Below are 25,397 nucleotides of genomic sequence, written 5' to 3' on the forward strand. Positions count from 1 at the left end.
GGAGTTTTGAAAGCATGCTGTTTGCGTTGATTTGCAAGGACAAGCCCGGCAGCCTGCAGGTGCGCGTCGACACCCGGCCCGCCCACGTCGCCTTTCTCGAGGGCCTGAACGCCGACAAGAAACTGGCCTTTGCCGGTCCGTTCCTCGATGCCGACGGCAAGCCGAACGGCAGCCTCGTCGTCGTCGAGGCGCCTGACATGGCGGGTGCGCAGGCGCTATCGGCCGCCGATCCCTATGCCAAGGCCGGGTTGTTCGAAAGCGTCGAAATCCGCCAGTGGAACTGGACCTTCAACAAGCCGGCGGCTAGTTAATCGGGCAAGCCGTGAGGAGGAGCAAAGACATGAACTACTGGCTGTTCAAATCCGAACCTTCGGTCTTCTCCTTCGAAGCGTTGAAGGCGAAAGGCAAGGCTGGCACGCAATGGGACGGCGTGCGCAACTATGCGGCGCGCAACAACATGAAGGCGATGCAGATCGGCGATCTCGGCTTTTTCTACCATTCCAATGAGGGGCTGAACGTCGTCGGCATCGCCGAAGTCTGCGCGCTGGCGCATCCGGATAGCACGACCGACGATCCGCGCTGGGAATGTGTTGACATCCGCGCCTTCAAGGACGTGCCGAACCCGCCGACGCTGGAACAGGTCAAGGCCAATCCGAAACTCGCCGAGATGGCGCTGGTGCGGCTCGGGCGACTTTCCGTGCAGCCGGTGACTCCGGCCGAATGGAAGGAAGTCTGCCGCATGGGCGGCCTGACGCCCGCTCCGTGACGGTCCTCACGCCGAACAGCGCGAAAAAGTTCATTCTCGACAACACGGCGCTCGTGGCGCCGCCGCACGTGCCGGAAATTTTTCTGCGCCTTGCCGATGAGGCGCATGACCTCTGGCAGCGAACCGAGGACGAGTTGACCGAAATCGGCTTGCCGCCGCCCTTCTGGGCCTTTGCCTGGGCCGGTGGCCAGGGCCTTGCCCGCTATATCCTCGACAACCCGTCTGAAGTGCGCGGCAAACGCGTGCTCGACTTCGCTTCCGGCTCCGGGCTTGTCGCCATCGCCGCCGCGAAGGCCGGTGCTGCGCAAGTGATCGCCGCCGACATCGACCCGTTCTGCGAAACGGCGATTCGGCTCAACGCCGAGCCCAACGGTGTTGCCATCGAGTTTTGCGGCACGGACTGCATCGGGACCGATGCCGGCTGGGACATGGTGCTGGCCGGTGACGTCTTCTACGACAGATCCTTTGCCGACACGCTGATGCCGTGGTTTTCGACGCTGAAGGCGCGCGGCGCCGACATCCTCGTTGGCGATCCCGGCCGCTCCTACATGCCCAAGGCCGGACTGGAGCCTTTGGCCGTCTACGAAGTGGCGGTGACGCGGGCGCTCGAGGATGCGCTGGTCAAGCGCACCACGGTCTGGCGCTTCGCTTGACGGCGCTGCCGAACAGGCGTTCGATCGCGCATTGATTTGAAGAATATGCATGTCGTTATCCCAAGACCGCTCAACGCTTTCGGGCGACATGCTTGAGGGGAGGATTTTATGGATTTTTCAGCAGTGAACTGGCTGGCGGTCGTTGTCGCGGCCGTGGTGGCGTGGCTCTTCGGCGCCGTCTGGTACACGGCTCTGAGCAAGCCGTGGCTGAAGGCGGCCAAGCTCGATCCGGCGACGATGAGCAAGTCGAAGCTGCCCTTCGTCATCTCCTTCATTGCCGAACTCATCATGGCGCTGGTTGTTGCTCTGGTTGTCGGCGCGATGACCGGCGGCGAGCCGGCCCTTATCGCCGGCCTGGTCTTCGGCTTCGTCCTCTGGCTCGGCTTTGTCGCCACGACGCTGACGGCCAACCACCGCTATGAGAATTTCGGCTGGGACCTGACCCTGATCGACGGTGGTCACTGGCTCGGTGTGCTTTTGATCATCGGCGCGGTGATCGGCTGGTTCGGCGCACCGGTCGTCGCCGGCTGAAGCCCTTTCCAGAGTCGAGGATGATCTACAATTCGTCCCATGTCCGGCGTGTCGGGTCCGGCTGCGGGTTGTGGACTTCGCCCAGGATCCAGTCCTTGAACGCGATGATCCTGGCGTCGTTTGCCGATGCGGCTGGATAAACCAGGAAATAGGCGAACTCGGCCGCGACCTTGAGGCCGAGTTCGAATGGCCGCACCAGCCGTCCCTCCGACAGGTCGTTCGCCACCATGGCGAAATCGGCGAGCGCCACCGCATTACCGTCGAGCGCCGCCTGCACCGCATCTGACGAAGAGCCGAAAACGATGGTCCGGCTGTCATCAAAATCGTCGATGCCGGCCGCCGCCATCCACATGCGCCAGTTCGGCCAGGTCACGCCCTGGCGCGCCCATACGATATGGGCAAGCGTGTGCCGGAACAGATCGCGCGGCTCTCGAAGCGGCGGACCGGAGGTCAGCAAAGCCGGGCTACACACCGGAATGATTATGTTGTCGAACAGACGGTGGCTGACAATGCCCGGATATTTCCCGGTGCCGAAGCGAATGCCGATATCGACGTCGTCGCGATCGAAATCGCGCACCTCATAGGCGATGTCGAAGCGAAGTTCGATCCCAGGTTGATGCTTACGGAAATCGTCGACACGCCGCATCAGCCATTTGGTCGCAAACTGCGGGTCGAGCGTAATTCTCAGGAGCGCCATGCCGCGCGTCATCTTTTGCGCCCGCGACACCGCCCGGTTGAGCAGGTCGAGCGCATCGAGCGAGGCTTCGAACAGCACCGTGCCTGCCTCGGTCAACCGGATGGTCCGGCTGGTGCGGGTAAACAGAACGATGCCGAGCTGATCCTCGATTTCCTTGATCTGGTGGCTGACCGCGGCCGGCGTCAGCCCGAGCTCGTCCGCAGCCCGGGTGAAATTGAGGTGCCGGGCCGCCGCTTCCAGCGTCCTCAGTGCGCGGGTTCCGGGCAGCAGGCGGGCCAATCGATCTCCAAATAAAACTTGATGATATGGAGAAAACTACTCGTTTCTCCTTTGTCTTTCAATCCGACATGATGCGCGCAATCGAAACACCATCAAACCGGATTTGATATCCGGAGGAACGGATCACACCATGTCCACCGTCGCTTTTCATTCACCGATCGCCCGTCCGACCTGGTTGCGTGCAGTGCTCGACTGGCTTCGTCACGCCAGGGTCGCGATCCACCTCACCCAGCAAAATGTCGTCCACCAGGACGTCGAGGATCTCTCCGATCGCGAGCTGCGCGACATTGGCGGCGAACGCAAGGATGTCGCCCGCGCCATGGACCGGGAGTTGGGCAGGCTGGGACTGCTGGATATTGGCTGGCAGAGGAATAGGCAGTGGTGAATGGTGAGAGAGCAGCGAGTTCGTCCCTCATCACTATTCACTATTCACCGCTACCTCACCACCCTCACCACCGTCCTGTCCGAAATCAGCGGCAACAGCCGCGCCATCGTCCGCGCGGTTACCGCAACGCAGCCTTGCGTCGGCGTGAAGCCGGGACGCGCCAGGTGGAAGAAGATGGCGCTGCCGCGCCCGCGCCGGCGTGGCGCCATGTTCCAGTCGAGCACCAGGCAGGCGTCATAGAGGCGATCATCGCGCCGCATCCGTTCATGGCTGGCGCCGTAGGGGATTTTCACCGGCCGGTTGTAGTTGCGGTCGTCCGGCACCTCGCACCAGCCGAGATCTGGGCCGATCGGCGCCATTGCCAGCCGGGTTTTGCGGGCCACGGCGAAATGATCGCCCCGAAAATATCCCGATAGAATCCGCATCTCGCCAAGCGGCGTCGCGCCGTCGCCCTCGCGCTTGTTGGCGGAGATGCCGCCGCGTCCGAGCGCGCACGCAAACACCTTGCTGCCGGCCTGCAAAATCCCCTGGCTTGGGTTGCCGGGCCTCGCCCGTACCACCAGCACCCGCAGCCCTTTAGGCAAAATTGCGCCGGCTGCATTGCGAACGCGTTTTTTCTTGTATGATCGTGTCACGGAACAAATCACTGTGATCGGACTGTTGCGCCGGTCAGCTTCCGCATAAATGGGGGTCGGTCAACTGAAAATTCTTTTCAAAACAACGGATTGATCCATGACATCACGTACCATTCTTATCGTTGACGACGATGACGACCTGCGGGGAACCCTCGTCGAGCAACTCGCCCTTTACGAAGAATTCGACGTCCTGCAGGAAGCGACCGCCGCCAAAGGTGTTGCTGCTGCGCGTGGTGGGCTCATCGACCTGCTCATCATGGATGTCGGCCTGCCAGACATGGATGGCCGCGAGGCAGTGAAAATCCTGCGCAAGGGCGGCTACAAGGCGCCGATCATCATGCTGACCGGTCACGATACCGACTCCGACACGATTCTGGGCCTCGAGGCGGGCGCCAACGACTATGTCACCAAGCCGTTCCGCTTCGCCGTGCTGCTTGCCCGTATCCGCGCGCAACTGCGCCAGCACGAGCAGAGCGAGGACGCCACCTTCTCGGTCGGTCCCTATACGTTCAAGCCCAGCCAGAAGCTTCTGATCGACCAACGCGGCGCCAAGGTGCGGCTGACGGAGAAGGAAGCCTCGATCATCAAATATCTCTATCGCGCCGACCAGAAGGTGGTGACGCGCGACGTCTTGCTCGAGGAAGTGTGGGGCTACAATTCCGGCGTTACCACGCACACGCTGGAAACCCACGTCTACCGGCTGCGCCAGAAGATCGAGCGCGATCCTTCCAATGCTGAAATTCTTGTGACAGAAAGCGGCGGCTACAAGCTGGTTCCTTAAACATTTCATTATTCAATAGGCGGTCGGGGCGGGACTGTTTCGGGTACGATCCGGCTGGAGGGGCCTGGATCGATCCGCGCATCGGCCCAAAATCGATTCGGTTTTGGGGAAGAACGCTGCGCAAATTGAAAATGTTGGAGCGTCTTTGCGCGACCAGGAGGACGCGCGGCGCTCTAAGGGAGGGATTGGACTGACCGTTCGGGGACGCAGCTAGAGATGGCGTTGGATGACGACATCCGCATCCTGTCTGCCGTGAAGCTCTTTGAGGGTTTCACGCAGGAACAGCTGCGCCTGCTCGCCTTCGGCGCCGAGGCCACACATCTACAGGCCGAACGCAAGCTGTACCGCGAAGACGACGAAGCCGACTCAGCCTATATCGTGGTCAGTGGGAAGATCGTGCTCTACCGCGAGCAGGATGGCGACCGCATCCCGATCGGCACCGCCGGTCCTGGCACGATCCTCAGCGAACTGGCACTGATCGCCGACTCAAGGCGGCTGACCAGCGCCTCGGCCGAGACCGATTCGGAAGTGATAAGGCTGAGCCGCAAGATGTTCCGCCGCATCCTCGAGGAGTACCCCGACGTGGCGGTGAAACTGCACCAGCGCATCCTCGACGATTTCCAGGCCATGATCGCCCGCATCGAGAAGCTGGCGCCGCGGTTTGATGGGTAAGTCCAACCAGACAAGCGTTACACAGGCGTGACTAATCCAAGTCGAACCGTGCAATCACCGGTACATGGTCCGACGGCCGATCCCAGCCGCGTGCGGCGCGCAGGATTTCGTAGCCGGCAAAATCACGCACAAGGTTCGGCGACGACCAGACATGATCGAGCCGGCGGCCGCGGTTCGACGCTTCCCAGTCCTGCGCCCGGTAGCTCCACCAAGTGTAGAGCTTTTCTTCAAGCGGCACGTTGAGCCGCATCAGGTCGACCCAGTCGCCGGCGATCCGCATCGCCTCGAAATTTTCGGTCTCGACCGGCGTGTGGCTGACGACGTTGAGCAGTTGCTTGTGCGACCAGACATCGTGCTCCAGCGGCGCGATGTTGAGGTCGCCGACCAGGATCGCGGCCGACGCCTCGCTATGTTCAGCGCGGATGGCGTTCATCTCGGCGACGAAGTCGAGCTTGTGGCGGAACTTGCGGTTGATCTCGGGATCGGGCTCGTCGCCGCCGGCCGGCACATAGAAATTGTGGATCAGGATCGCCTTGCCGCCGGCTTGTACCTTGACCGACAAATGCCGACTGTCGTCGATCTCACAGAAGCGCCGCTTTTCGACCACCTCGATCGGCCGCCGCGCCACCGTCGCCACGCCGTGATAGCCCTTCTGGCCGTGGAAGGCGATGTGTTCGTAGCCCGCCTTGCGGAAGGCTTTTTCCGGAAACAGCTCGTCGGGAACCTTCGTCTCCTGCAGGCAAAGCACGTCCGGCGCCTGCTCGGCGAGCAGCCGCTCGACGATCGGCATGCGCAGGCGCACGGAGTTGATGTTCCAGGTGGCGATGGAAAAGGGCATGCAGGAGTCCGGTCCGAGGCAGCGAAAATCCTGCCGGGACAGCCCGACAGGACATTGTGCCTATGAATTTGGTCCTGGAACTACTGCCAGCCACACGATCTAAAAACAAGCAGGCGTTAGCCGCCAACGGCGCAGCAGGATGCCCGCAGCGGCAGAACGCTATCTCGTCTTGGTGTTCAGCTCACGGTTCGCCGTATAATCGATGGCAAAGGTATCCGGGGGGAAGCTGACACCTTCCTTGGTGTTGTAGATCATCACCGTGGTGTCCTTGCCCTGCGCGTCGGTGATGGTCCACTGGCGCAGATCATAGGATTTCGGATCGAACATCATGGTGATCTTCGAATTGCCGAACACCGACTTGTCGGCGAGCTGGATGGTGGTGAGGTCGCTCTCTTCCTTGATCGATTTGACGCGCCCGCCGGAGAGGTCGATCCGGTTGTCGAGCAGCAGCTTCAGCGGCGTCTTCGACAACGGATAGAGATCGGACGTGTTCAGCCGCTTGTTTAGGATGGCCACCGACTTGCCGTCGGAAATCACCCGGAAGTTCGACTTGCCGTCATAGTTGAAGCGGATCTTGCCCGGCCGCTCGAGGAAGAACTTGCCGCCGGTCTGCTGGTTGTTGGGGCCGAACTGGACGAACTCGCCGGACATCGACTTGACCGAGGAGAAGTGGTCGGCGATCTTTTGCGCCGTCGGCGGCACCGCCGCCTGCGCAGAGGCCAGAAGCTGGAACCCCGGCATGACATTGACGGCCGCGGCGCCGGCAAGAACCAGGCCAAGGCCGAGCAGCTGGCGGCGGTTTGGAGCGAAATCGCTGAGGTCGTTTTTCATGCCGGTCACTCTCGTGTGGTGTGTGTCTCGTTGCAGTCCGTGGACCCCCAGTTAGACTTAAGTTTGGCGGACCGGACAGCGCTCAGTCGCTGTAACGCACCAGAAGGTTCAAAGGTTGCCGCCAGGCGGTATTTGGCCAATCAGAACTTGTCGTCCTCCGTCGGCACCAGGATCTCGCGTTTGCCGGCATGGTTGGCCGGGCCGACAATGCCTTCCTTCTCCATCTTCTCGATGATCGACGCCGCGCGGTTGTAGCCGATGCCGAGCCGGCGCTGGATGTAGCTGGTCGAGGCCTTGCCGTCGCGCAGCACCACGGCCACCGCCTGGGCGTAGGGATCGTCGGAATCCTCGAAATTGCCGCCACCGCCGCCACCGCCCTTGCCTGACGGCTCGTCGTCATCGTCTTCGCCGTCATCTTCGGTGATGGCGTCGAGATATTCGGGCACGCCCTGCAGCTTCAGATGCGCGACGATCCTCTCGACCTCATCATCGGAAACGAACGGGCCGTGCACGCGCTGGATGCGGCCGCCGCCGGCCATGTAGAGCATGTCGCCCATGCCCAGCAGCTGCTCGGCGCCCTGCTCGCCCAGAATGGTGCGGCTGTCGATCTTCGACGTCACCTGGAAGGAGATGCGGGTCGGGAAATTGGCCTTGATGGTGCCGGTGATGACGTCGACGGACGGGCGCTGGGTGGCCATGATGACATGGATGCCGGCGGCGCGCGCCATCTGCGCCAGGCGCTGCACCGCGCCCTCGATATCCTTGCCGGCGACCATCATCAAATCGGCCATCTCGTCGATGATGACGACGATGTAAGGCATCGGCTCGAGGTCGAGATTCTCGGTTTCGTAGATCGCCTCGCCGGTCTGGCGGTCGAAGCCGGTCTGCACGGTGCGCGAGATTTTTTCGCCCTTCTTCTCGGCCAGTTGCACGCGGGCGTTGAAGCCGTCGATGTTGCGCACGCCGACCTTGGACATCTTGCGGTAGCGGTCTTCCATCTCGCGCACCGTCCATTTCAGCGCCACCACCGCCTTCTTCGGATCGGTGACGACCGGCGTCAAAAGGTGCGGGATGCCGTCATAGACCGAGAGTTCGAGCATCTTCGGATCGATCATGATCAGCCGGCAGTCCTGCGGCGTCAGCCGGTAGAGCAGCGACAGGATCATGGTGTTGATGGCGACCGACTTGCCGGAGCCGGTGGTGCCGGCAACCAGCACGTGCGGCATCTTGGCGATGTCGACGATGACCGCCTCGCCATTGATGGTCTTGCCCAGCGCCAGCGCCAGCTTGGCCTTGGTCGTTTCGAAATCGCGGCTGGCCATGATCTCCCTGAGATAGACGGTCTCGCGCTTGGCATTCGGCAGTTCGATGCCGATGGCGTTGCGGCCGGGCACCACCGCGACGCGGCAGGCAATGGCGCTCATCGAGCGGGCGATGTCGTCGGACAGGCCGATGACGCGCGACGATTTGATGCCGGGCGCCGGTTCCAGCTCATAGAGCGTGACCACCGGGCCGGGGCGCACTGCGATGATCTCGCCCTTGACGCCGAAATCTTCCAGCACGCCTTCGAGCAGGCGCGCATTCTGCTCCAGCGCGTCCTTGGAGAGGCTGGCGTCGCGCACCACATTCTTCGGTTCGGACAGGAAATGCAGCGACGGCATTTCGAACGTTTCCGAGCCGATCAGCGAGGTCTGCGCCTCGCGCTGGACGCGGGCGCCAGGAGCGGGACGCGGCGCAGGTGCTGCAACACGGGTCGCAGCATCGGAGCGGAAGTTCTGCACCTTGGCATTCGGCGCGGCACGGCGTTGGACCGGTTCGTCGTCGAGATCGACCTCTTCGTCACCATTGTCGAACCCGGCATCGAGGACGTCGTCATCGTCCGGATCGACGGAAACGCTGCGATCATTGACCATGGCGGCGAAGAATTCCGGCTCGACGCGGGCGCGCCCATCCGGGCTCATCCGCGCTTCGGCGAACTCGGCCGATTCGACCCGTTCAGCGGCACGGCGCCATGCGGTGGAGCGCTGCTCCATCTCCGGTTCGTACTCGTCGCGCTCCTGCTGGCGGCGCACAGCCCGGCGGTGCATCCAGGCACGGAAGGAGAGCCACCAGTGCGTAATTGCGCCGAGCGCCAATATGCCTTCGTCGCCCTCGTCCTCGTCTTCGTCGAAGAGCAGGTCGTCCTCTCGGGGATCGGGCTCGGCAGTGCGCTCCATGACGGCAAAGCCGTTCTTGCGCGCAATCAGCGCCGAGCCATAGGCAAACAGCCACAGCGCCGGCGCGATGAGCAGTATCGCAATGATGCTGGCAACGAGGCCGGTCGGGTAGCCGCCAATGAGCAGGCCCGGGATGTTGAGCACCATGTCGCCGAACACGCCGCCGAGGCCGGTCGGCAGCGGCCAGGTCTTGGGGGGCACCACGCAGCCGGCCATCGCTGCTGCAAGCAGCGCGAAGCCGAACCAGGCGAGGCCGCGCTTCGGCAGCCTGTCGACGCCACGCGCCGAAAACAGGAGGAAGCCCCAGATCACCGCCGGCACCAGCGCGGCAACCGCGGCAAGGCCGAAGAACTGCATGGCGAGGTCGGAGAACACCGCGCCGGCATAGCCCATGGCGTTGGTGACGATGTTGTCGGTTGCGTGCGAAAAGCTCGGGTCGGCAACGTTCCAGGTGGCCAGCGCCGCAACCCCAGAGGCGACCAGCACAAACAGGCCGGCGCCCACCAGCCGTCCGACCTGGCGCCGCGCGAATGCCTGGATGCCGTGCCCCGTATCGGTCAGCGCGAGCGGTGCTGAAGCCCCTGAACGCATGCTCTTCCCCGTCTGTTTTTGCCTGGCCGGGCGCAGGACGCACTCCGGCAGATTCGAACGTCAGACTATCGGGGGGAAGGTTAAGGCCGCATTAACTATAAGGACGTGGGCAACGATCTTGAACAGAGCGCGCCACGGCCGTTTCGCCTCATGCCTGCTGCGATAAAGGGATGCCAGCGGTGACACGGGACAGTTTTTCACGCTTTGACAGCGTCGGCTTCTCATAGGCTTTTTTCATGGTGAGACGTCCTGTTCGAGTGAGGTCGCGAATCTCGCGATCTTCCACGAGGTGTCACACCGGTCCGGCGCCTGCATCCCCCGCGCGGGGGATGCGGCCGACAATGGTGAGTCCCGGCCCGCCGCAACAGTTTGCAAAAAAAAGAGGCCCGGAATGAACCGGGCCTCAAGGCGTGAGCCCTTTTCGGGAGCGTCACGACGGGATTTCTCCAGGCAACTCCAGGAAAAGTGTTCAGCGGCTTTCCCAGGAGTTGCATAACCGGAAAAGGGGACCGGCGGGAGGAGGGTTCCGCCGGTCCCGTTGGCAGGTGGCCTTACGGAACCACCTCGCCATGCTGGGTGACGTCGAGGCCCTCGACTTCTTCCTGGGTGCTGGGCCGCAGGCCGACCAGTGCCTTGACGATGTAGAGGATCACGAAGGTAGCAATGGCCGTCCACACGATGGTGACGGCAACGCCGTAGACCTGCTTGCCGAGCGAGGCGCCCGACGACAGGCTGTTGATTGCCGGATCGGCGAGGACGCCGGTGAGCAGCGCACCGATGATGCCGCCGATGCCATGCACGCCGAAGGCGTCGAGCGAGTCGTCATAGCCGAACATGTGCTTCACCTTGACCGCCGAGATGTAGCAGAGCACGCCGGCGACGATGCCGACGATGAAGGCGCCGGTCGGGTTGACGAAGCCGGAAGCCGGCGTCACCGCGACGAGGCCGGCAACCGCACCCGAGATGATGCCGAGCACGGAAGGCTTCTTGGCAACGATCCATTCGGCAAACATCCAGGCCAGCGCCGCCGCGGCGGTGGCAACCTGGGTGTTGAGCATGGCAGCACCGGCAAGGCCGTCAGCCGCCAGTTCCGAACCGGCGTTGAAGCCGAACCAGCCGACCCACAGCAGCGAAGCGCCGATCACCGAATAGACCAGGTTGTGCGGCGCCATGTTGACGGTGCCGTAGCCTTCGCGCTTGCCGAGAACCAGGGCGCAGATCAGGCCCGCGACACCTGCGTTGATGTGGACGACCGTGCCGCCGGCGAAGTCGAGCACGCCAGCCGTACCGAGGAAGCCGCCACCCCAGACCCAATGCGCGACCGGCACGTAGACGACCAGCAGCCACAGCGCCATGAAGATCAGCAGCGCCGAGAATTTCATGCGTTCGGCGAAGGCGCCGGCGATCAGTGCCGGGGTAATGATGGCGAAGGTCATCTGGAACATCGAGAAGACGAACTCGGGAATGTTCGCCACGCCGGGCAACCACAGCGACGAGGTGGTGATGCCATGGTGGAAGAATTTCGAGGCGCCGCCGATAAAGCTGTTCAAGCTCGCCGAATCATTGGTGGAGAAGGCCAGCGAATAGCCGAACATGAACCACAGGATCGTCACCAGGCAGGTGATGGCGAAGCTCTGCATGACGGTGGCGAGCACGTTCTTCTTGCGCACCATGCCGCCGTAGAACAGGGCGAGGCCGGGAATGGTCATCATCAGCACCAGCGCTGTCGAAGTCAGCATCCAGGCGGTGTTGCCGGTATCGAGCACGGGCGTCGGCGCCGCCGGGGCAGCAGCGGCCGCGGGGGCTGCTTCCTGCGCGAAGGCGGCGACGCTGCCCCATGCTGCGAGAGCGAGCGAGCCGAGTGCGGCCGCGCGTCCCGTCGTCTTCAAGGTGGAAGGAATATTCATTGAACTCTCCATTGGAATACGTGTTCGCCGCTCAGAGCGCGTCGGTGTCTGTTTCGCCGGTACGGATGCGCACCGCCTGATCGATGCCGAAGACGAAGATCTTGCCGTCGCCGATCTGGCCGGTCTTGGCCGCCGCCGTGATGGCTTCGACGGCCTTGTCGACCAGGTCGGTGCTGACCGCGACTTCGATCTTGATTTTCGGCAGGAAACTGACCGCGTATTCCGCACCGCGATAGATTTCCGTGTGTCCCTTCTGACGCCCGTAGCCTTTGACTTCGGTGACGGTCAGGCCCTGGATGCCGACGGCGGTGAGCGCTTCGCGCACCTCGTCGAGCTTGAACGGCTTGATGATTGCCATCACGATTTTCATAAGGTTTCACCCTTTGCTGTTGCGGTCCCCCGCGTTTGCACACCTTCACCGATCCCAAAGAGCCCGGAGAGTGCCCGACAGGATTCAAGCTCCGTGCCAGTTGCCGAAGCAGTGCGTTAACTCATTGTAAATAAACGGATTGCCCGGGCCGCAGCAGCGCGGTGCACATTGTCATCGGACAGTCACTGATTAAAAAATAGGCAATTTTCAGAAAATGCCTATTCGGCAGGCGGGCGCTTCAGGCGGATCAGGCCTTCCTGGGCAACCGAAGCGATCAGCGTGCCGTCACGGGCAAACAGCGAGCCGCGGGTGAAGCCGCGCGACCCTTGCGTCGACGGGCTGTCCTGCGTGTACAGGATCCAGTCGTCGAGCGGATGGCTGCGGTGGAACCACATGGCGTGGTCGAGGCTCGCCGCCTGGATGTCGCGGTCGAAAATGGCGCGGCCGTGCGCAAAGGTCGAGGTGTCCAGCAACGTCATGTCGGAGAGGTAGGCAAGCACCGCAGCCTGTATGCCGCGGTCGGCCGGCACCGGGCCGGTGGTGCGGATCCAGATGTTCTGCTGCGGCTCCAGCTTTTCGCGGCTGGTGTAGTGTTTCAGCATCACCGGCTTCATCTCGATCGGCCGGTCGCGCTCCCAGTAGCGCCTGATGCCTTCCGGCACCGCCTCGCCGAATTTGCCCAGCAATTCGCGCTGCGACAACAGGCTGTCGGGCGCCGGCACGTCGCGCGGCATCGGCAGTTGATGCTCAAGCCCGACCTCATCCTGCTGGAACGAGGCTTCCAGCGAAAAGATCGCCTGGCCATGCTGGATCGCCACCACGCGGCGCGTGGTGAAGGAGCCGCCGTCCCGGATGCGGTCGACCTCGTAGACGATCGGCACCTTGGTGTCGCCCGGCCGCATGAAATAGCCGTGCAGCGAATGCACATGACGCTCGGGCTCGACCGTGCGCTGCGCGGCGACCAGCGCCTGGGCGATGGTCTGGCCGCCGAAGACGCGCTGCCAGTCGAGCTTGGGGCTGCGACCACGGTACAGATTGTGTTCCAGCTGCTCGAGGTCGAGAATGCTGAGAAGCTCGTCCATGGCCGCTGTCATGCTTCGTGACCTCGCCTTAAGATGCTATGGCGGTTTCCGACAGGAATGGCGGGCAGTCAAGGCCGCAATGTCCCCGTGGAGGCAGGACGGTCACGGCTTCGAAAGGAATTGACATGGCAGACCGCAAGACGGACGCAAAAAACTCGCTCGACGTGCTGATCGCCGGCGCCGGCTATGTCGGCCTCGCCGCGGCCGTGTCGCTGAAACAGGCGCGGCCGAACCTGGCGGTCGCCGTCGTTGATGCAGCCCCTGCCGGCGTCTGGCAGCAGGACGGCCGCGCCTCGGCGATCGCCGCCGCCGCCTGCCGCATGCTCGACCAGCTCGGCGTCTGGCAGGAAATCGTCGGCCACTCGCAAGCCATCACCGAAATGATCGTCACCGATTCGCGCACCGCCGATCCGGTGCGCCCGGTGTTCCTCACCTTCGACGGCGAGGTCGCGCCGGGCGAACCGTTCGCCCACATGGTCGCCAACCGGGATCTGAACGGCGCCTTGCGCCGCCGCGCGCAAAAGCTTGGCATCGATATCATCGAAGGTGTCGCGGTCAGCGCCTTCGACACGAACGGCGCCGGCGTCACCGTGCATCTGGCCGACGGCGCGACACTGAAGGCGCGGCTGCTGGTCGCCGCCGACGGCGTCAATTCGAAATTGCGCGACATGGCCGGCATCAAGACGGTGAAATGGGAATACGGCCAGTCCGGCATCGTCTGCACGGTGGCGCATGAGCGCCCGCACAATGGCCGCGCCGAGGAGCATTTCCTGCCCGCCGGCCCGTTTGCCACTTTGCCGCTGAAACCGACCGAGGACGGCACCAACCGTTCATCGCTGGTCTGGGTCGAACGCTCCGAGGATGCCGAGAAACTGGTTTCGGGCGACGACCTCGTCTTCGAGCATGAGCTGGAATTGCGCTTCGGCCTCAAGCTCGGCGAGATCCGCGTCACCGACAAGCCGCGCGCTTGGCCGCTCGGCCTGACCATCGCGCGCGCTTTCGTCGCCCCACGCATCGCGCTTGCCGGCGACGCCGCCCACGGCATCCACCCGATCGCCGGCCAGGGCCTCAATCTCGGCTTCAAGGATGTGGCGGCGCTGGCCGAAGTGATTGTCGAGGCCGATCGCCTGGGGCAGGACATCGGTGCGCTCGACGTACTCGAGCGCTACCAGCAATGGCGCCGCTTCGACACCGTGCAGATGGGCGTCACCACCGACGTGCTGAACCGGCTGTTCTCCAACGACATCGGCCCGCTGCGCCAGCTCCGCGACATCGGCCTCGGCCTCGTCGAGCGCATGCCCCGGCTGAAGGAGTTCTTCATCCGCCAGGCGTCGGGACTATCCGGCGACACGCCGCGGCTATTGAAGGGCGAGGCGATTTAGCGGTTTGGCGTCGTCCCCCGCTTCATCATCCTAGGGCGGAGCAAGGAGCGGAGCGACGCGCGCAGACCCTAGGATCCATTCCGTGACGCTAAGGCGTTGCAACGGTTACAGAATTATTCTGCCCCGCTGCATCTTTCGATCGAGGTCACGGAATGGATCCTCGGGTCTTCGCGACGCCGCTTCGCGGCTGCTCCGCCCGTGGATGACGAAGCTGGGATGCATCCGCCAATCGCCGAAGCAGGCGGCTTGCCGATGTTGCACGTGAATTCTAGTTCACCTCGAAACCCAGCTTTTGCCGCAGCCGCAGCATGCGCTGATCGGCGACCTTGAACTTCTGCTCGCCACCTTGCGCGACGCGGTTCAGCATCTGCAGCAGATCCTCCCGCTCGTGCGGATCGAGGCGCTCGCGCAGGAAGGGCGCCAGCTTGTCGATGACGATGGTCGTGTCGTCGATCTGCGCCGAGGCCCACTTGGCGTAGACGACGGCCTCATCGGTTTTCTTCTGGTTCTCGGCGATCTGCGAAATCACCTCACGGATGACGGTTTCGCGCTTCGGCAGGATCGGGCCGTGCTCCGCAGCCATGGCAGTGATCAGCGTTGCCGCCGCCACGACCGGGTCGTCGATCGCCGTCAGCGGTGACAACGCCGCCTGCTTGCGCAGCTTCTTGCGGCGGATGTTGCCCTGGACGCGCCCGACGACGTCGGCCACCTCGCGCGCGGCGTCGTTCATGGCCTTCATGCGGTACCACCAGAACGCAGCCGCTCCCAGCGCGCCGAGAAGAGCAATCAGGAAAGGCATGTCGAAAATTCCCCCGAAAATCCCGGCGACGATAAGAGAACTCCGACGTTGCTTCAACACGCAAGAATTGCGGCTGGTTAAGAAACACAGCCGTTTCCCTCAAGCTTCCACACTCCGAGGTCCCGGGCCTCGCGCCGCCGATCGTTCGGACCGCCGATGCGAGATCAATACAACAGGCGTTATCGCGCCTATTGCGGCCTCGCCGATACGCTGCGATCGTTCTGGCCGAACAGGCCGCAGGACCGAGTAGAACACCGCAATGACCCAACGGCTCGATGGCGACTACGACTACATCATCGTCGGTGCAGGCACCGCCGGCTGCGTGCTGGCCAATCGCCTGAGCGAAGACCCGGGCACACGCGTGCTGCTGCTCGAAGCCGGCGGCAGCGACAATTACCACTGGGTGCATATCCCCGTCGGCTATCTCTATTGCATCGGCAATCCGCGCACCGACTGGATGATGAAGACCGCCCCGGAAGCAGGTCTGAACGGCCGCTCGCTGGTCTATCCCCGGGGCAAGGTGCTGGGTGGCTGCACCTCGGTCAACGGCATGATCTACATGCGCGGCCAGGCGGCGGACTATGATGGCTGGCGGCAGATGGGCAATGTCGGCTGGGGCTGGGACGATGTGCTGCCTTATTTCCTCAAATCCGAGGATCACCATGGCGGCAAGACGAAGCTGCATGGCGCCGGCGGCGAATGGAAAGTGGCGCGGCAACGCCTGTCCTGGCCGATCCTCAACACGGTGCAGGAAGCCGCGAAGGAATTCGGCATCATGCCGCGCGAGGATTTTAATGACGGCGACAATGAAGGGTCCGGCTTCTTCGAAGTGAACCAGAACAAGGGCGTGCGCTGGAACACCGCCAAGGCCTTCCTGCGCCCGGCGCTGCGGCGGCCCAGCCTTCGGCTGGTCGTCAACGCCCATGTCGAGAAGGTGTTGTTCGACGGCAAGCGGGCGACAGGCGTCCGCTATCTCGTGGGCGGCGAAGCCATAGAGGCAAAGGCCGGAAGTGAGGTGCTGCTGACGGCAGGCTCGATCAACACGCCGAAGCTGCTCGAGCTTTCCGGTGTCGGCCAGCCGGACCGCCTCGCCGCATTGGGCATCGATGTGGTTCACGCCAGCTTCGATGTCGGCGAAAACCTGCAGGACCACCTGCAGATCCGCACCGTCTACAAAGTGTCGTCGGCGCTGACCCTCAACACCCTTGCCAACAGCCTGAGCGGCAAGGCGCGCATCGCCCTGCAATATGCCTTTGCCCGCTCTGGCCCGATGTCGATGGCGCCGAGCCAGTTCGGCATGTTCAGCAAATCCGATCCGTCGATGGCGACGCCGGACCTGGAATACCATGTCCAGCCGCTGTCGACGGACCGGCTGGGCGACCCGCTGCACCCGTTCCCGGCGATCACCATGTCGGTCTGCAATCTGCGCCCCGACAGCGTCGGCTCGGTGCACGCCACGACGCGCGAACTAGCCGTGCAGCCGGAGATCCGGCTGAATTATCTGTCCACGGTGCGCGACCGCGAGATCGCATTGCGCTCGGTACGCCAAGCGCGCTCGATCATGACCGCCAAGGTGCTTGAAGCCTTCCATCCGGAAGAGATCTTGCCCGGTCTCGCGCACCAGTCCGACGATGATCTGCTGCACCAGATCGGCTCGATCGCGACGACGATCTTCCACCCGGTCGGCACTTGCCGGATGGGCGTCGACGACCGCGCCGTCGTCAGCCCGGACCTGCGCGTCGCCGGCGTCGAGAGCCTGCGCGTCATCGACGCCTCGATCATGCCGCGCATCGTCTCCGGCAACACCGCTTCGCCGGTGGTGATGATCGCCGAGAAGGCGGCGGATATGATCCGCCGGCCTGCATGAGCCCGTCGATGTGCGACTCTATGACCCCGGCACGTCGTAGATCGCCCTGACCTCGATGGTGCCGATCTCGGCCAGCGGGATCTCGCCGGCGATCTCCAGCGCCTGTTCGAGAGTGTCGGCCTCGATCATGACGAACCCGAGCAACTGCTCCTTGGTCTCGGCAAAGGGGCCGTCGGTGATCAGCCGCTTGCCCTGGCGCCGCCGGACCGTCTTCGACGTCTTCACCGATTGCAGCGCCTGCGCGATGATCAGCTTGCCTTGCTGGTCCAGCGACCGGTCATAGGCCATCGAATCGGCGTCGAGCTTGGCCAGACGCTGCGGCGTCATGGCATGGAGATCTTTTTCCTCGCCATAGACCAGACAGACATATTTCATTTCCAGCTCCCTTGCTCGGACGAACCATAGGCGATCAGCGTGCCGGTTGCAGCCTTGCCGGCGGAGACGTGGTCGAGCACGCAGACCGCAAGACCGATGATGGCGATCGCCAAAAGCAGCCGGCCGAAGCCGGAGGGTCGCGAGCAGTCGATGTTTCGCGGCCTTTCGCTGGGGCCGTTCCAATGGGCAGAAAACAGATTGTTCATGGGTACCTCCATCCGCCACGAGAATCCGTGGCCGCCCGCAGGACGGTCGGCGCAGATGCAAGTCGACATTTTTGCACGCAGATTTTTTCAAAAAGATTCGGCAGGGCTCGGCGGCGCCGCAATCACGCCAAAACAGCGCGGTGGCCTTCCCCTGCCGCCGCGCTATAGTTGAAGGGAACGCCGCCAGGCCGGCGCTATCGCTGCAATCAAGGAGGATTTTATGGACCGTACCGCAAACGCCGTCTGGAAAGGCAATCTGAAAGAGGGCAACGGCACGCTCGACACGCAGAGCGGCGCCTTGAAGGGCACGCCCTATTCGTTCAAGGCTCGTTTCGAGGACGAGAGCGGCAAATCCGGCACCAATCCCGAAGAGTTGATCGCCGCCGCGCATGCCGGCTGCTACGCCATGCAGCTGTCGCATTTCCTGGCCGAGAACGGCACGCCGGCCACCGAACTCGACGCCAAGGCGGTGGTGACGCTGGTGCCCGGCACCGGCATCACCGGCAGCGCCATCACTTTGGTCGGCAAGGTGCCGGGCATCGATGCGGCGAAATTCAAGGAATTGGCCGAGAAGGCCAAGGCAGAGTGCCCGGTGTCGAAGGCGCTGGGCGCGATCAAGGTTTCGCTCGACGCGAAATTGGGGTGAAGTAGCGATCTTGCTCGGGTAGCGATCTGTCGCGCCCCCCTCTGCCCTACTGGGCATCCCCCCGCAAGGGGGGGAGGTCAGCAGCTTCGCTGCCCGGCCTTTTCTGAAACGTTCGGAGATTAGCGAAAGCGGCGATACATCTGATCTCCCCCCTCGTGGGGGAGATGTCCGGCAGGACAAAGGGGGGCGCTGTCCCGCCAACGTCTCGGCTGACTATCAGGCACCCAACGCGTCGAGCCGGGCGCGGAGTGCTGCCACTTCCTGTTCGAGCGATTCCACCCTCGCTTCCAGATCGGAAGCAGGCATGACATGCGCGCTCCGCTGCGCCGACAGCGCAGCGACATCCACCGGTCCAGCAAGCAGATGCACAAAACGGTCCTCGCGCTGGCCCGGCCCGCGCGGTATCTCTTGGATCAGCGGCGGCCTACGGCCGATCAGCATGTCGAGTTCGGCCCGCAGATCCTCGATCGACGAAAAACGCGCCATGCGCTCGGCTCGCGCCAACAGCTCATGCGCCGTCTGTGGTCCGCGCAACAGGAGCAGACCGACCAACGCGGTCTGCGGCGTGGTCAGTGAGAAACGCTGCGCCATCTGATACTCGTAGCGCTCGACGCGCGAGCCGAACATCTGCCGCACCAGCCCCTTCTGCTCGAGCAGCTTCAGCCCGCGGTGCACCTCCGTCTGCTCCAGCGCCATCACAGGCTCGCGCGCCGTCTTCTGGTTGGCGGCGGCAAGAGCCGCATTCAGCGTCAGCGGGTAGACGTCAGGCGTCAGCTCCTTCTTCTCGATCAGGCAGCCGAGCACACGGGCTTCGACGGGAGAAAGAACGGGCAATTCGGTATCTGTCATAATGATCGGCTCGCTATACCCGCCGCTCCACCATCATCTTCTTGATCTCGGCAATCGCCTTGGCCGGGTTCAGCCCCTTGGGACAGGTCTGCGCGCAGTTCATGATGGTGTGGCAGCGATAGAGGCGGAACGGGTCTTCGAGATTGTCGAGCCGCTCGCCCTTGGCCTCGTCGCGGCTGTCGATCAGCCAGCGATAGGCCTGCAGTAGCGTTGCCGGGCCGAGATAGCGGTCGCCATTCCACCAATAGCTCGGGCACGAGGTCGAGCAGCAGGCGCACAAGATGCATTCGTAGAGCCCGTCGAGTTTCTCGCGGTCTTCGTGGCTCTGCAGCCATTCCTTAGCCGGCTCCGGCGACACCGTCTTCAGCCAGGGCTGGATCGATGCGTGCTGGGCGTAGAAATTGGTGAGGTCGGGCACCAGGTCCTTGACCACCTGCATATGCGGCAGCGGATAGACCTTGACCGCGCCGGAAATGTCGTCGCAGCCCTTGGTACAGGCCAGCGTGTTGGAGCCGTCGATGTTCATGGCGCAGGAGCCGCAAATGCCTTCGCGGCAGGAGCGGCGCAAGGTCAGCGTCGGGTCGATCTTGTTCTTGATCCACAGCAGCGCGTCGAGCACCATCGGCCCACAATCGTCCATGTCGACGAAATAGGTGTCGATGCGCGGGTTCTCGTCATCGTCCGGCGACCAGCGATAGATGCGGTACTCGCGCAAATTGGTGGCGCCCTCCGGCTTCGGCCAGGTCTTGCCCTGCTTGATCTGCGAATTCTTGGGGAGCGTCAGTTCGACCATTACCTGCGGTCCTTTCGGATGACGAGCTTCAGCCCGGACCAGATTTCATTCACGGCGGCGACCTTGACGTCGACAAGATCGAGCTTCAGCGCCTCGGCGCGAACGACGCCCTCGGTGACGTCGGTCGGCACTTTCGATGCCTTCTTCGGCCAGGAGACCCAGACCATGCCCTCGCGCTTGATGGCCGCCTCGATATCGACCAGGCGGTCCTCAATCTCGGCACGCCGCCGGGCGAAGGCATGAACGGCATCATATTTCTGGCGAATACCCGAAATCTCCGACCAGTCCGGCAGCCTGTCGACTTGAGCGAAGTCAACGGCGTCGGCGAGATCGTCGAGGTCGTGGGGCAGCGCGATGAAGGCGGCGGTCATGCCGTCCTTCAGGCCGAGCTTGGCCGGAAGGGGCGTGCCCGAATATCCAGAGGCCGCCAGCGCCATCGTCAATACACCCTGGCCTTCGGCGCGATCTTGGCCGGGTTGATACCACCGTCGGCTTCCTTGAGCAGCAGTTCGGTGTGCACCGGCCGATAGCTCAGTTCCACCTCGCCGGCCTCGTTGAGCCGCGCGAGCGTGTGCTTGCGCCAGGTCGCGTCGTCGCGCGCCGAAAAATCTTCCCGCGCATGCGCGCCACGGCTCTCCTTGCGCGCCGCGGCGCCATAGACGGTGGTGATAGCGTTGGCCATCAGGTTTTCCAGCTCCAGCGTCTCGACCAGGTCGGAGTTCCAGATCATCGAGCGGTCGAACACCTTGATGTCCTTGAGCTCGGTCCAGATCTGCGAAATGCGCTTGCAGCCACTGTCCAGCGATTCCTGGGTGCGGAACACCGCCGCGTCTTCCTGCATCGCCTTCTGCATCTTCTCGCGCAGAACGGCGGTTGGCGTCGAACCGTTGGCGTGGCGCAACCGGTCGAAACGATCCATGATCCTCCCAACCGAGGCTTCGTTGGGCGAAGGGATCGCCGAGTTGCGGTCAATCACCTGGCCGGCCCTGATCGCCGCCGCGCGGCCGAACACGACCAGATCGATCAGCGAGTTCGAGCCAAGCCGGTTGGCGCCGTGCACGGAGGCGCAGCCGGCCTCGCCGACGGCCATCAGCCCGGGTGACACCTGATCTGGATTTTCGGCCGTGGGATTGAGCACTTCGCCCCAGTAGTTGGTCGGCACGCCGCCCATATTGTAGTGCACCGTCGGCAGCACCGGGATCGGTTCCTTGGTCAGGTCGACGCCAGCGAAGATCTTGGCCGATTCCGAAATGCCGGGCAGCCGCTCATGCAGGACGGCCGGGTCGAGATGGTCGAGATGCAGGAAGATATGATCCTTCTTCGGACCGACGCCGCGGCCTTCGCGGATTTCCAGCGTCATACAGCGCGACACCACATCGCGCGAGGCAAGGTCCTTGGCCGACGGCGCATAGCGCTCCATGAAGCGCTCGCCCTCGGAATTGACGAGATAGCCGCCCTCGCCGCGCGCGCCCTCGGTGATCAGGCAGCCCGCGCCGTAGATGCCCGTCGGATGGAACTGCACGAACTCCATGTCCTGCAGCGCCAGGCCGGCGCGGGAGGCCATGCCGCCGCCATCGCCGGTGCAGGTGTGCGCCGAGGTGGCCGAGAAATAGGCGCGGCCATAGCCGCCGGTCGCCAGCACCACCATCTTGGCCGAGAAGCGGTGGATGGTGCCGTCATCGAGGTTCCAGGCGACGACGCCGGTGCAGGTGCCGTCCGGCTCCATGATCAGGTCGAGCGCGAAATACTCGATGAAGAACTGCGCGTTGTGCTTCAGCGACTGGCCATAGAGCGTGTGCAGCATGGCATGGCCGGTACGGTCGGCGGCGGCGCATGTGCGCTGCACCGGCGGGCCTTCGCCGAAATTCATCATCATGCCACCGAACGGCCGCTGATAAATCTTACCCTCTTCGGTGCGCGAGAACGGCACGCCGTAATGTTCGAGCTCGTAGACGGCGGCCGGCGCCTGCTGGACCATGTATTCCTGCGCATCGATGTCGCCCAGCCAGTCCGAACCCTTGACGGTGTCGAAGAGATGCCATTGCCAGTTGTCGGGGCCCATGTTGGCAAGCGAAGCAGCAATGCCGCCCTGCGCCGCCACCGTGTGCGACCGGGTCGGGAACACCTTGGTGATGCAGGCGGTGCGCAGGCCCTGTTCGGCCATTCCGAGGGTGGCGCGCAGGCCGGCGCCGCCGGCGCCGACGACCACCACGTCGAATTTGTGGTCGACATAGGTGTAGGCCGATGCCGGGTTGGCTGATTTTGCGTCCTTGGCCAACTCAGCCTCCGAATGCGAGCTTGAGCAGGGCGAAGATCGAGGCGACGCCGACCGCTATGGTGAAAAATGTGCTGAGCGCGATCGTCAGCAGCTTCAGGCCTTCGCTGATCACATAGTCCTCGATGATCACCTGCATGCCGAGCCGCATATGGTAAAGCCCGGAAATCAGGAAAAGGATCATCACCAGCGCCACGAACGGATTGGCCAGCGCTGCCCGCACCTCGGTATAGCCGGCGCCGTTGAGCGCGATGAGGAAGCCGACGAAGAACAGTGTCAGTGGAATGTTGGCGAGCGCCGTCAGCCGCTGGCGCCAGAAATGCTGTGTCCCCTCGTGGGACGAGCCGAGACCACGGACTTTCGCCAGCGGCGTGCGCATGTCGTTGTTGCTGCCGCTCATCACAGGGCTCCCCGCGCCATATAGCCGGCAACCCAGATCAGCAGCGTGAGCGCAACCGAGCCGGCGAGCGTCGTCCAGGCGATCTTCGATGCCGTATGTTTCTCGAGCCCGGCGCCCGTGTCCCAGACGAGATGGCGCACGCCACCCAGCATATGGTGCATCAGCGCCCAAGTGTAGCCGAACAGGATGAGGCGGCCGAGCCAGGTGCCGAAGGCCCAGTTGACCCAATCGAAAGTCGCTTGCGAACTCGCCGCCGCCATCAGCCAGGCCGCGACCAGGAGCGTGCCGAAATACAGCGCCCCGCCGGTGATGCGATGGATGATCGACATCGTCATGGTGATCGGCGGGCGGTAGATCGTCAGATGCGGCGAGAGCGGCCGTTCACGTCTGGCGGTTCGGGTGGCTGGTGATTTGCTCATGGCTGCCCCAGTTCGAAGTCCGGAGCCGCGATGGAATGCGGCGTTGCCGCCTTCATGTATGACTTCAGACAGCCGGTTTCTAATGCTCTTTTTGCACCGCGTCAAAGCCAGAAAATCGTTTTGGAAACGTCATTTAGTCTGACAAAAAGGCCGGCGATTGCTTCAATCGATTAGGGGCCGGCTCGAAGCCGGCGCAACGTTCGCTGCAGTGCGGAATAATCCGTTCCGTGACGGGGTTCTGGATGAACATGCAGGCGAGCTATGACCTCGCCGTCGAGAGCAAGGCCAGGAAGGCCGAGATCGACAGAGCAGCTCCAACCGGCCTGGCCGGGCCGACACCGGGGAGAAGGCGGCCGCCGGATGGGGACCGCCTTCGGGGACTCAATCAGCGCACGACGTACATGATGCGCCGTGTCTGCGGGTCGACCAGCGCAGGCTGGCCGTTCACATAGACATAGCGGTAGCGATAATCGGGGATTTCGCGCAGTTCGACGGTGTCGGGCAAGGTAGCACCTGTCACCACCTCGCCGTCGAGATAGACCGGGTCGAGCCGGTGCGTGCTGACATAGGTGCCGACTTCCGCCGGCGGCCTGTCGATGGCGTCGATGGGGCCGTCGTCGGAAAGGATCGCGCCGGTATAGGTGTCGGGATAATCATCCTGCGGCGGTGCAACGACGGTGATGGCGGCGTCGGCGGGGCGGCGTGTCAGCACGACGCGGCTGCCGCCGAAATCGGCCGTCACATAATCGGAATAGACCCAGCCCTGGCCGCCGGCTTCGGCGATGGTGCACCATTTGCTGTTTTCGATGCAGCCATTGAGCGTCGCCGACTGGCCGGCGGCAAGCACACCGATCACCGGATATTGCGGGCCGGGGCCGGCGCGCACATTAAGATCGGCGACGGCCGAGACGGCGGTATCGGCCAATGCCGCACCCGACATGGCGACAAGCGCCCCGGCGACGGCCGGAAACAGTATGCGTCTCATGGTTTCTCTCCGTTTTCATGGTCCCCTCGCGACCCCAAACGAAAACAGAGCGCATGCGTTCCGGCTAAAATGCCTGTGCCGGCTCACGATTTGTTCCGGTTTCTTTCGGCAAACCCGTCAGAAGCCCATGTACGAAGGCGAGTTTCTGCGCCGTCACGTCAGAAATGACGAAGGGATAGAGGTCGGGCAGGCCCATGCAGCGGTTGATGGAGTTGGAGGCTTCCGACAGCACCAGCCAGCGGGCGAGAATCTTTTCGAACGGCTCGGGCACGGCTTCAGGCTCGGCCGGGGCGGGCTGCAGGCGGCCGCCGGTGTCGCCCTGCGGCAGCACATTGGCCTCCATCGTCTCCAGCTGGCCGAGCGGAAAGTTCAGCGCGTGCACCATCTCCAGCGTGTCGGTGATGTGCAGATAGTGCGCCCAGGTCTCCGCCCAGTCCTCCCACGGATGCGATGTCGCATAGGCCGAGATGTGGTTCTGCTGCCAGTCGGGCGCCGCGCCATTGGCGTAGTAGGTCTGCAGCGCCTGTTCGTAATCGGCGCGCTCGTCGCCGAACAGCGCCCGGAAGGCGTCAAGCCGTTGCGGGTCGTCGCGGATCAGCCGGTCCCAATAATAGTGGCCGAGCTCATGGCGGAAATGGCCGAGCAGCGTGCGGTAGTTCTCGCCCATCTCAACGCGCCGTCGCTCGCGCTCGGCCGAGTCCGCCTCAGCGACATTGAGGGTGATCAGGCCGTTGTCGTGGCCAGTCAGGATGCGTTCGCCGCCGGGACCGCCGCCGATCGGATCGGCCAGAAAGTCGAAGGCAAGGCCGATCTCGTCGCCGGGGGCCTGCTTGGGCGCCACCGGCAGACCGAAGGCGAGCAGCGAATAGATGGCGCGCTTCTTGGCCGCCTCGACGCGGATCCAGCGGCGGCGGTTGCCGTCGACGGAGAGGTTGGGGATCAGCTGGTTCAGCACGCAGGCGCGGCAGAAGGGGTGGCCCGGCTCGGCCATCCAGTTGCAGGCGCATTCATCGGCGTTGGTGCAGTGGAAGATGTCGTCGACACCAGACAAGGCAAAGCGCGCATGCTCCGGGTCGTAGAGCACGAGGTTCGAGCAGCTCAGGCACTGCGCGTTCTCGAAATAGAGCCGGTGGCCGCAATGCGGACAGTCGAACAGTTTCATCTTGG

The 25,397-nt window shown here is 63.5% G+C and carries 29 protein-coding genes; 10 read left to right on the top strand and 19 right to left on the bottom strand.

Annotated features, from left to right (window positions below; all coding sequences use genetic code 11):
• Positions 1-14 precede the first annotated feature (14 nt).
• The 4 genes from AC04SH_RS04485 (at position 15) to AC04SH_RS04500 (ending at position 1,950) form a co-directional block, all read left to right on the top strand.
• Positions 15-311 carry a YciI-like protein gene (locus tag AC04SH_RS04485; protein WP_477235464.1) on the top strand — a complete coding sequence of 99 codons (297 nt, stop codon included), beginning with the start codon at positions 15-17 and terminating at the stop codon, positions 309-311.
• Between the two features lie 29 nt (positions 312-340).
• Positions 341-766, top strand: coding sequence for an EVE domain-containing protein (locus AC04SH_RS04490; protein WP_112621800.1), 426 nt, complete (start codon positions 341-343; stop codon positions 764-766).
• Positions 721-1,419: a class I SAM-dependent methyltransferase gene (locus tag AC04SH_RS04495; protein WP_488574086.1), complete on the top strand. Its 699-nt coding sequence runs from the start codon at positions 721-723 to the stop codon at positions 1,417-1,419. The genes AC04SH_RS04490 and AC04SH_RS04495 overlap by 46 nt, the downstream gene beginning before the upstream one ends.
• 108 nt (positions 1,420-1,527) lie before the next feature.
• Positions 1,528-1,950, top strand: a complete 423-nt coding sequence (locus tag AC04SH_RS04500) for a DUF1761 domain-containing protein (RefSeq protein WP_488574087.1) — start codon at positions 1,528-1,530, stop codon at positions 1,948-1,950.
• A 25-nt stretch (positions 1,951-1,975) separates the two neighbouring features.
• Here the strand turns inward: AC04SH_RS04500 and gcvA are convergent, their stop codons facing one another.
• A complete protein-coding gene (gene gcvA / locus AC04SH_RS04505) occupies positions 1,976-2,926 on the bottom strand; it encodes a transcriptional regulator GcvA (RefSeq protein WP_488574088.1) in 951 nt (316 codons plus the stop codon).
• 130 nt (positions 2,927-3,056) lie between these two features.
• Here gcvA and AC04SH_RS04510 point away from each other — a divergent pair, with 130 nt between their 5' ends.
• The gene (locus tag AC04SH_RS04510) at positions 3,057-3,311 is read left to right on the top strand and encodes a hypothetical protein (RefSeq protein WP_352586498.1); all 255 of its coding nucleotides are present in this window, start codon (positions 3,057-3,059) and stop codon (positions 3,309-3,311) included.
• A 50-nt stretch (positions 3,312-3,361) separates the two neighbouring features.
• Here AC04SH_RS04510 and AC04SH_RS04515 read toward each other — a convergent pair whose 3' ends face one another.
• Positions 3,362-3,898: a L,D-transpeptidase family protein gene (locus tag AC04SH_RS04515; protein ID WP_488574251.1), complete on the bottom strand. Its 537-nt coding sequence runs from the start codon at positions 3,896-3,898 to the stop codon at positions 3,362-3,364.
• Positions 3,899-4,043: 145 nt separating this feature from the next.
• Between AC04SH_RS04515 and AC04SH_RS04520 the strand changes: the two genes are divergently transcribed.
• Entirely contained in the window at positions 4,044-4,727 is a 684-nt protein-coding gene (locus AC04SH_RS04520) for a response regulator transcription factor (protein ID WP_112561232.1), read from the top strand.
• A 216-nt stretch (positions 4,728-4,943) separates the two neighbouring features.
• The gene (locus AC04SH_RS04525; RefSeq protein ID WP_488574089.1) at positions 4,944-5,399 is read left to right on the top strand and encodes a cyclic nucleotide-binding domain-containing protein; all 456 of its coding nucleotides are present in this window, start codon (positions 4,944-4,946) and stop codon (positions 5,397-5,399) included.
• A 31-nt stretch (positions 5,400-5,430) separates the two neighbouring features.
• On the opposite strand, the gene AC04SH_RS04530 is transcribed toward AC04SH_RS04525, so the two are convergent.
• The 6 genes from AC04SH_RS04530 to tesB form a co-directional block, all read right to left on the bottom strand.
• The gene (locus AC04SH_RS04530) at positions 5,431-6,237 is read right to left on the bottom strand and encodes an exodeoxyribonuclease III (protein ID WP_488574090.1); all 807 of its coding nucleotides are present in this window, start codon (positions 6,235-6,237) and stop codon (positions 5,431-5,433) included.
• Between the two features lie 159 nt (positions 6,238-6,396).
• A complete protein-coding gene (locus AC04SH_RS04535; protein ID WP_477235478.1) occupies positions 6,397-7,068 on the bottom strand; it encodes an outer-membrane lipoprotein carrier protein LolA in 672 nt (223 codons plus the stop codon).
• A 140-nt stretch (positions 7,069-7,208) separates the two neighbouring features.
• A complete protein-coding gene (locus tag AC04SH_RS04540; protein WP_488574091.1) occupies positions 7,209-9,875 on the bottom strand; it encodes a DNA translocase FtsK in 2,667 nt (888 codons plus the stop codon).
• A 551-nt stretch (positions 9,876-10,426) separates the two neighbouring features.
• Positions 10,427-11,782, bottom strand: coding sequence for an ammonium transporter (locus AC04SH_RS04545; protein ID WP_477235482.1), 1,356 nt, complete (start codon positions 11,780-11,782; stop codon positions 10,427-10,429).
• A 31-nt stretch (positions 11,783-11,813) separates the two neighbouring features.
• The gene (locus AC04SH_RS04550) at positions 11,814-12,152 is read right to left on the bottom strand and encodes a P-II family nitrogen regulator (RefSeq protein ID WP_023670499.1); all 339 of its coding nucleotides are present in this window, start codon (positions 12,150-12,152) and stop codon (positions 11,814-11,816) included.
• 218 nt (positions 12,153-12,370) lie between these two features.
• Entirely contained in the window at positions 12,371-13,246 is an 876-nt protein-coding gene (tesB, locus tag AC04SH_RS04555; protein ID WP_192254745.1) for an acyl-CoA thioesterase II, read from the bottom strand.
• Between the two features lie 113 nt (positions 13,247-13,359).
• On the opposite strand from tesB, the gene AC04SH_RS04560 reads away from it, so the two are divergent.
• A complete protein-coding gene (locus AC04SH_RS04560; protein ID WP_488574092.1) occupies positions 13,360-14,616 on the top strand; it encodes a ubiquinone biosynthesis hydroxylase in 1,257 nt (418 codons plus the stop codon).
• A gap of 268 nt (positions 14,617-14,884) precedes the next feature.
• Here the strand turns inward: AC04SH_RS04560 and AC04SH_RS04565 are convergent, their stop codons facing one another.
• Positions 14,885-15,415: a hypothetical protein gene (locus AC04SH_RS04565; RefSeq protein ID WP_477235489.1), complete on the bottom strand. Its 531-nt coding sequence runs from the start codon at positions 15,413-15,415 to the stop codon at positions 14,885-14,887.
• A gap of 259 nt (positions 15,416-15,674) precedes the next feature.
• Here AC04SH_RS04565 and AC04SH_RS04570 point away from each other — a divergent pair, with 259 nt between their 5' ends.
• A complete protein-coding gene (locus tag AC04SH_RS04570; RefSeq protein ID WP_488574093.1) occupies positions 15,675-17,282 on the top strand; it encodes a GMC family oxidoreductase in 1,608 nt (535 codons plus the stop codon).
• Positions 17,283-17,300: 18 nt separating this feature from the next.
• On the opposite strand, the gene AC04SH_RS04575 is transcribed toward AC04SH_RS04570, so the two are convergent.
• Both AC04SH_RS04575 and AC04SH_RS04580 read right to left on the bottom strand, forming a co-directional pair.
• Complete coding sequence (locus AC04SH_RS04575) at positions 17,301-17,657, bottom strand: YciI family protein (RefSeq protein ID WP_488574094.1); 357 nt, start codon at positions 17,655-17,657, stop codon at positions 17,301-17,303.
• Entirely contained in the window at positions 17,654-17,863 is a 210-nt protein-coding gene (locus AC04SH_RS04580; RefSeq protein WP_488574095.1) for a hypothetical protein, read from the bottom strand. Before AC04SH_RS04580 ends, AC04SH_RS04575 begins: the two co-directional genes overlap by 4 nt.
• Before the next feature lie 220 nt (positions 17,864-18,083).
• On the opposite strand from AC04SH_RS04580, the gene AC04SH_RS04585 reads away from it, so the two are divergent.
• A complete protein-coding gene (locus AC04SH_RS04585; protein WP_112560053.1) occupies positions 18,084-18,509 on the top strand; it encodes an OsmC family protein in 426 nt (141 codons plus the stop codon).
• Between the two features lie 216 nt (positions 18,510-18,725).
• Here the strand turns inward: AC04SH_RS04585 and AC04SH_RS04590 are convergent, their stop codons facing one another.
• The 8 genes from AC04SH_RS04590 to AC04SH_RS04625 all read right to left on the bottom strand — a co-directional run bounded on the left by AC04SH_RS04590 (position 18,726) and on the right by AC04SH_RS04625 (position 25,392).
• A complete protein-coding gene (locus AC04SH_RS04590) occupies positions 18,726-19,358 on the bottom strand; it encodes a YceH family protein (RefSeq protein ID WP_488574096.1) in 633 nt (210 codons plus the stop codon).
• A 13-nt stretch (positions 19,359-19,371) separates the two neighbouring features.
• Positions 19,372-20,151 carry a succinate dehydrogenase iron-sulfur subunit gene (locus AC04SH_RS04595; protein WP_111548527.1) on the bottom strand — a complete coding sequence of 260 codons (780 nt, stop codon included), beginning with the start codon at positions 20,149-20,151 and terminating at the stop codon, positions 19,372-19,374.
• The gene (locus AC04SH_RS04600; protein WP_488574097.1) at positions 20,151-20,588 is read right to left on the bottom strand and encodes a DUF3052 family protein; all 438 of its coding nucleotides are present in this window, start codon (positions 20,586-20,588) and stop codon (positions 20,151-20,153) included. The genes AC04SH_RS04595 and AC04SH_RS04600 overlap by 1 nt, the downstream gene beginning before the upstream one ends.
• Before the next feature lie 2 nt (positions 20,589-20,590).
• On the bottom strand, positions 20,591-22,429 hold the full coding sequence (gene sdhA / locus AC04SH_RS04605; protein WP_488574098.1) for a succinate dehydrogenase flavoprotein subunit: 1,839 nt from the start codon (positions 22,427-22,429) through the stop codon (positions 20,591-20,593).
• A 1-nt stretch (position 22,430) separates the two neighbouring features.
• Complete coding sequence (gene sdhD, locus AC04SH_RS04610; protein WP_192254711.1) at positions 22,431-22,826, bottom strand: succinate dehydrogenase, hydrophobic membrane anchor protein; 396 nt, start codon at positions 22,824-22,826, stop codon at positions 22,431-22,433.
• The gene (sdhC, locus tag AC04SH_RS04615) at positions 22,826-23,245 is read right to left on the bottom strand and encodes a succinate dehydrogenase, cytochrome b556 subunit (protein WP_477341360.1); all 420 of its coding nucleotides are present in this window, start codon (positions 23,243-23,245) and stop codon (positions 22,826-22,828) included. Before sdhC ends, sdhD begins: the two co-directional genes overlap by 1 nt.
• Before the next feature lie 385 nt (positions 23,246-23,630).
• Entirely contained in the window at positions 23,631-24,230 is a 600-nt protein-coding gene (locus tag AC04SH_RS04620) for a DUF1236 domain-containing protein (protein WP_488574099.1), read from the bottom strand.
• Positions 24,231-24,294: 64 nt separating this feature from the next.
• Entirely contained in the window at positions 24,295-25,392 is a 1,098-nt protein-coding gene (locus AC04SH_RS04625; RefSeq protein WP_488574100.1) for a zinc-binding metallopeptidase family protein, read from the bottom strand.
• Between the last annotated feature and the right edge of the window lie 5 nt (positions 25,393-25,397).

Source organism: Mesorhizobium sp. CNPSo 4688 (genome assembly GCF_057784295.1).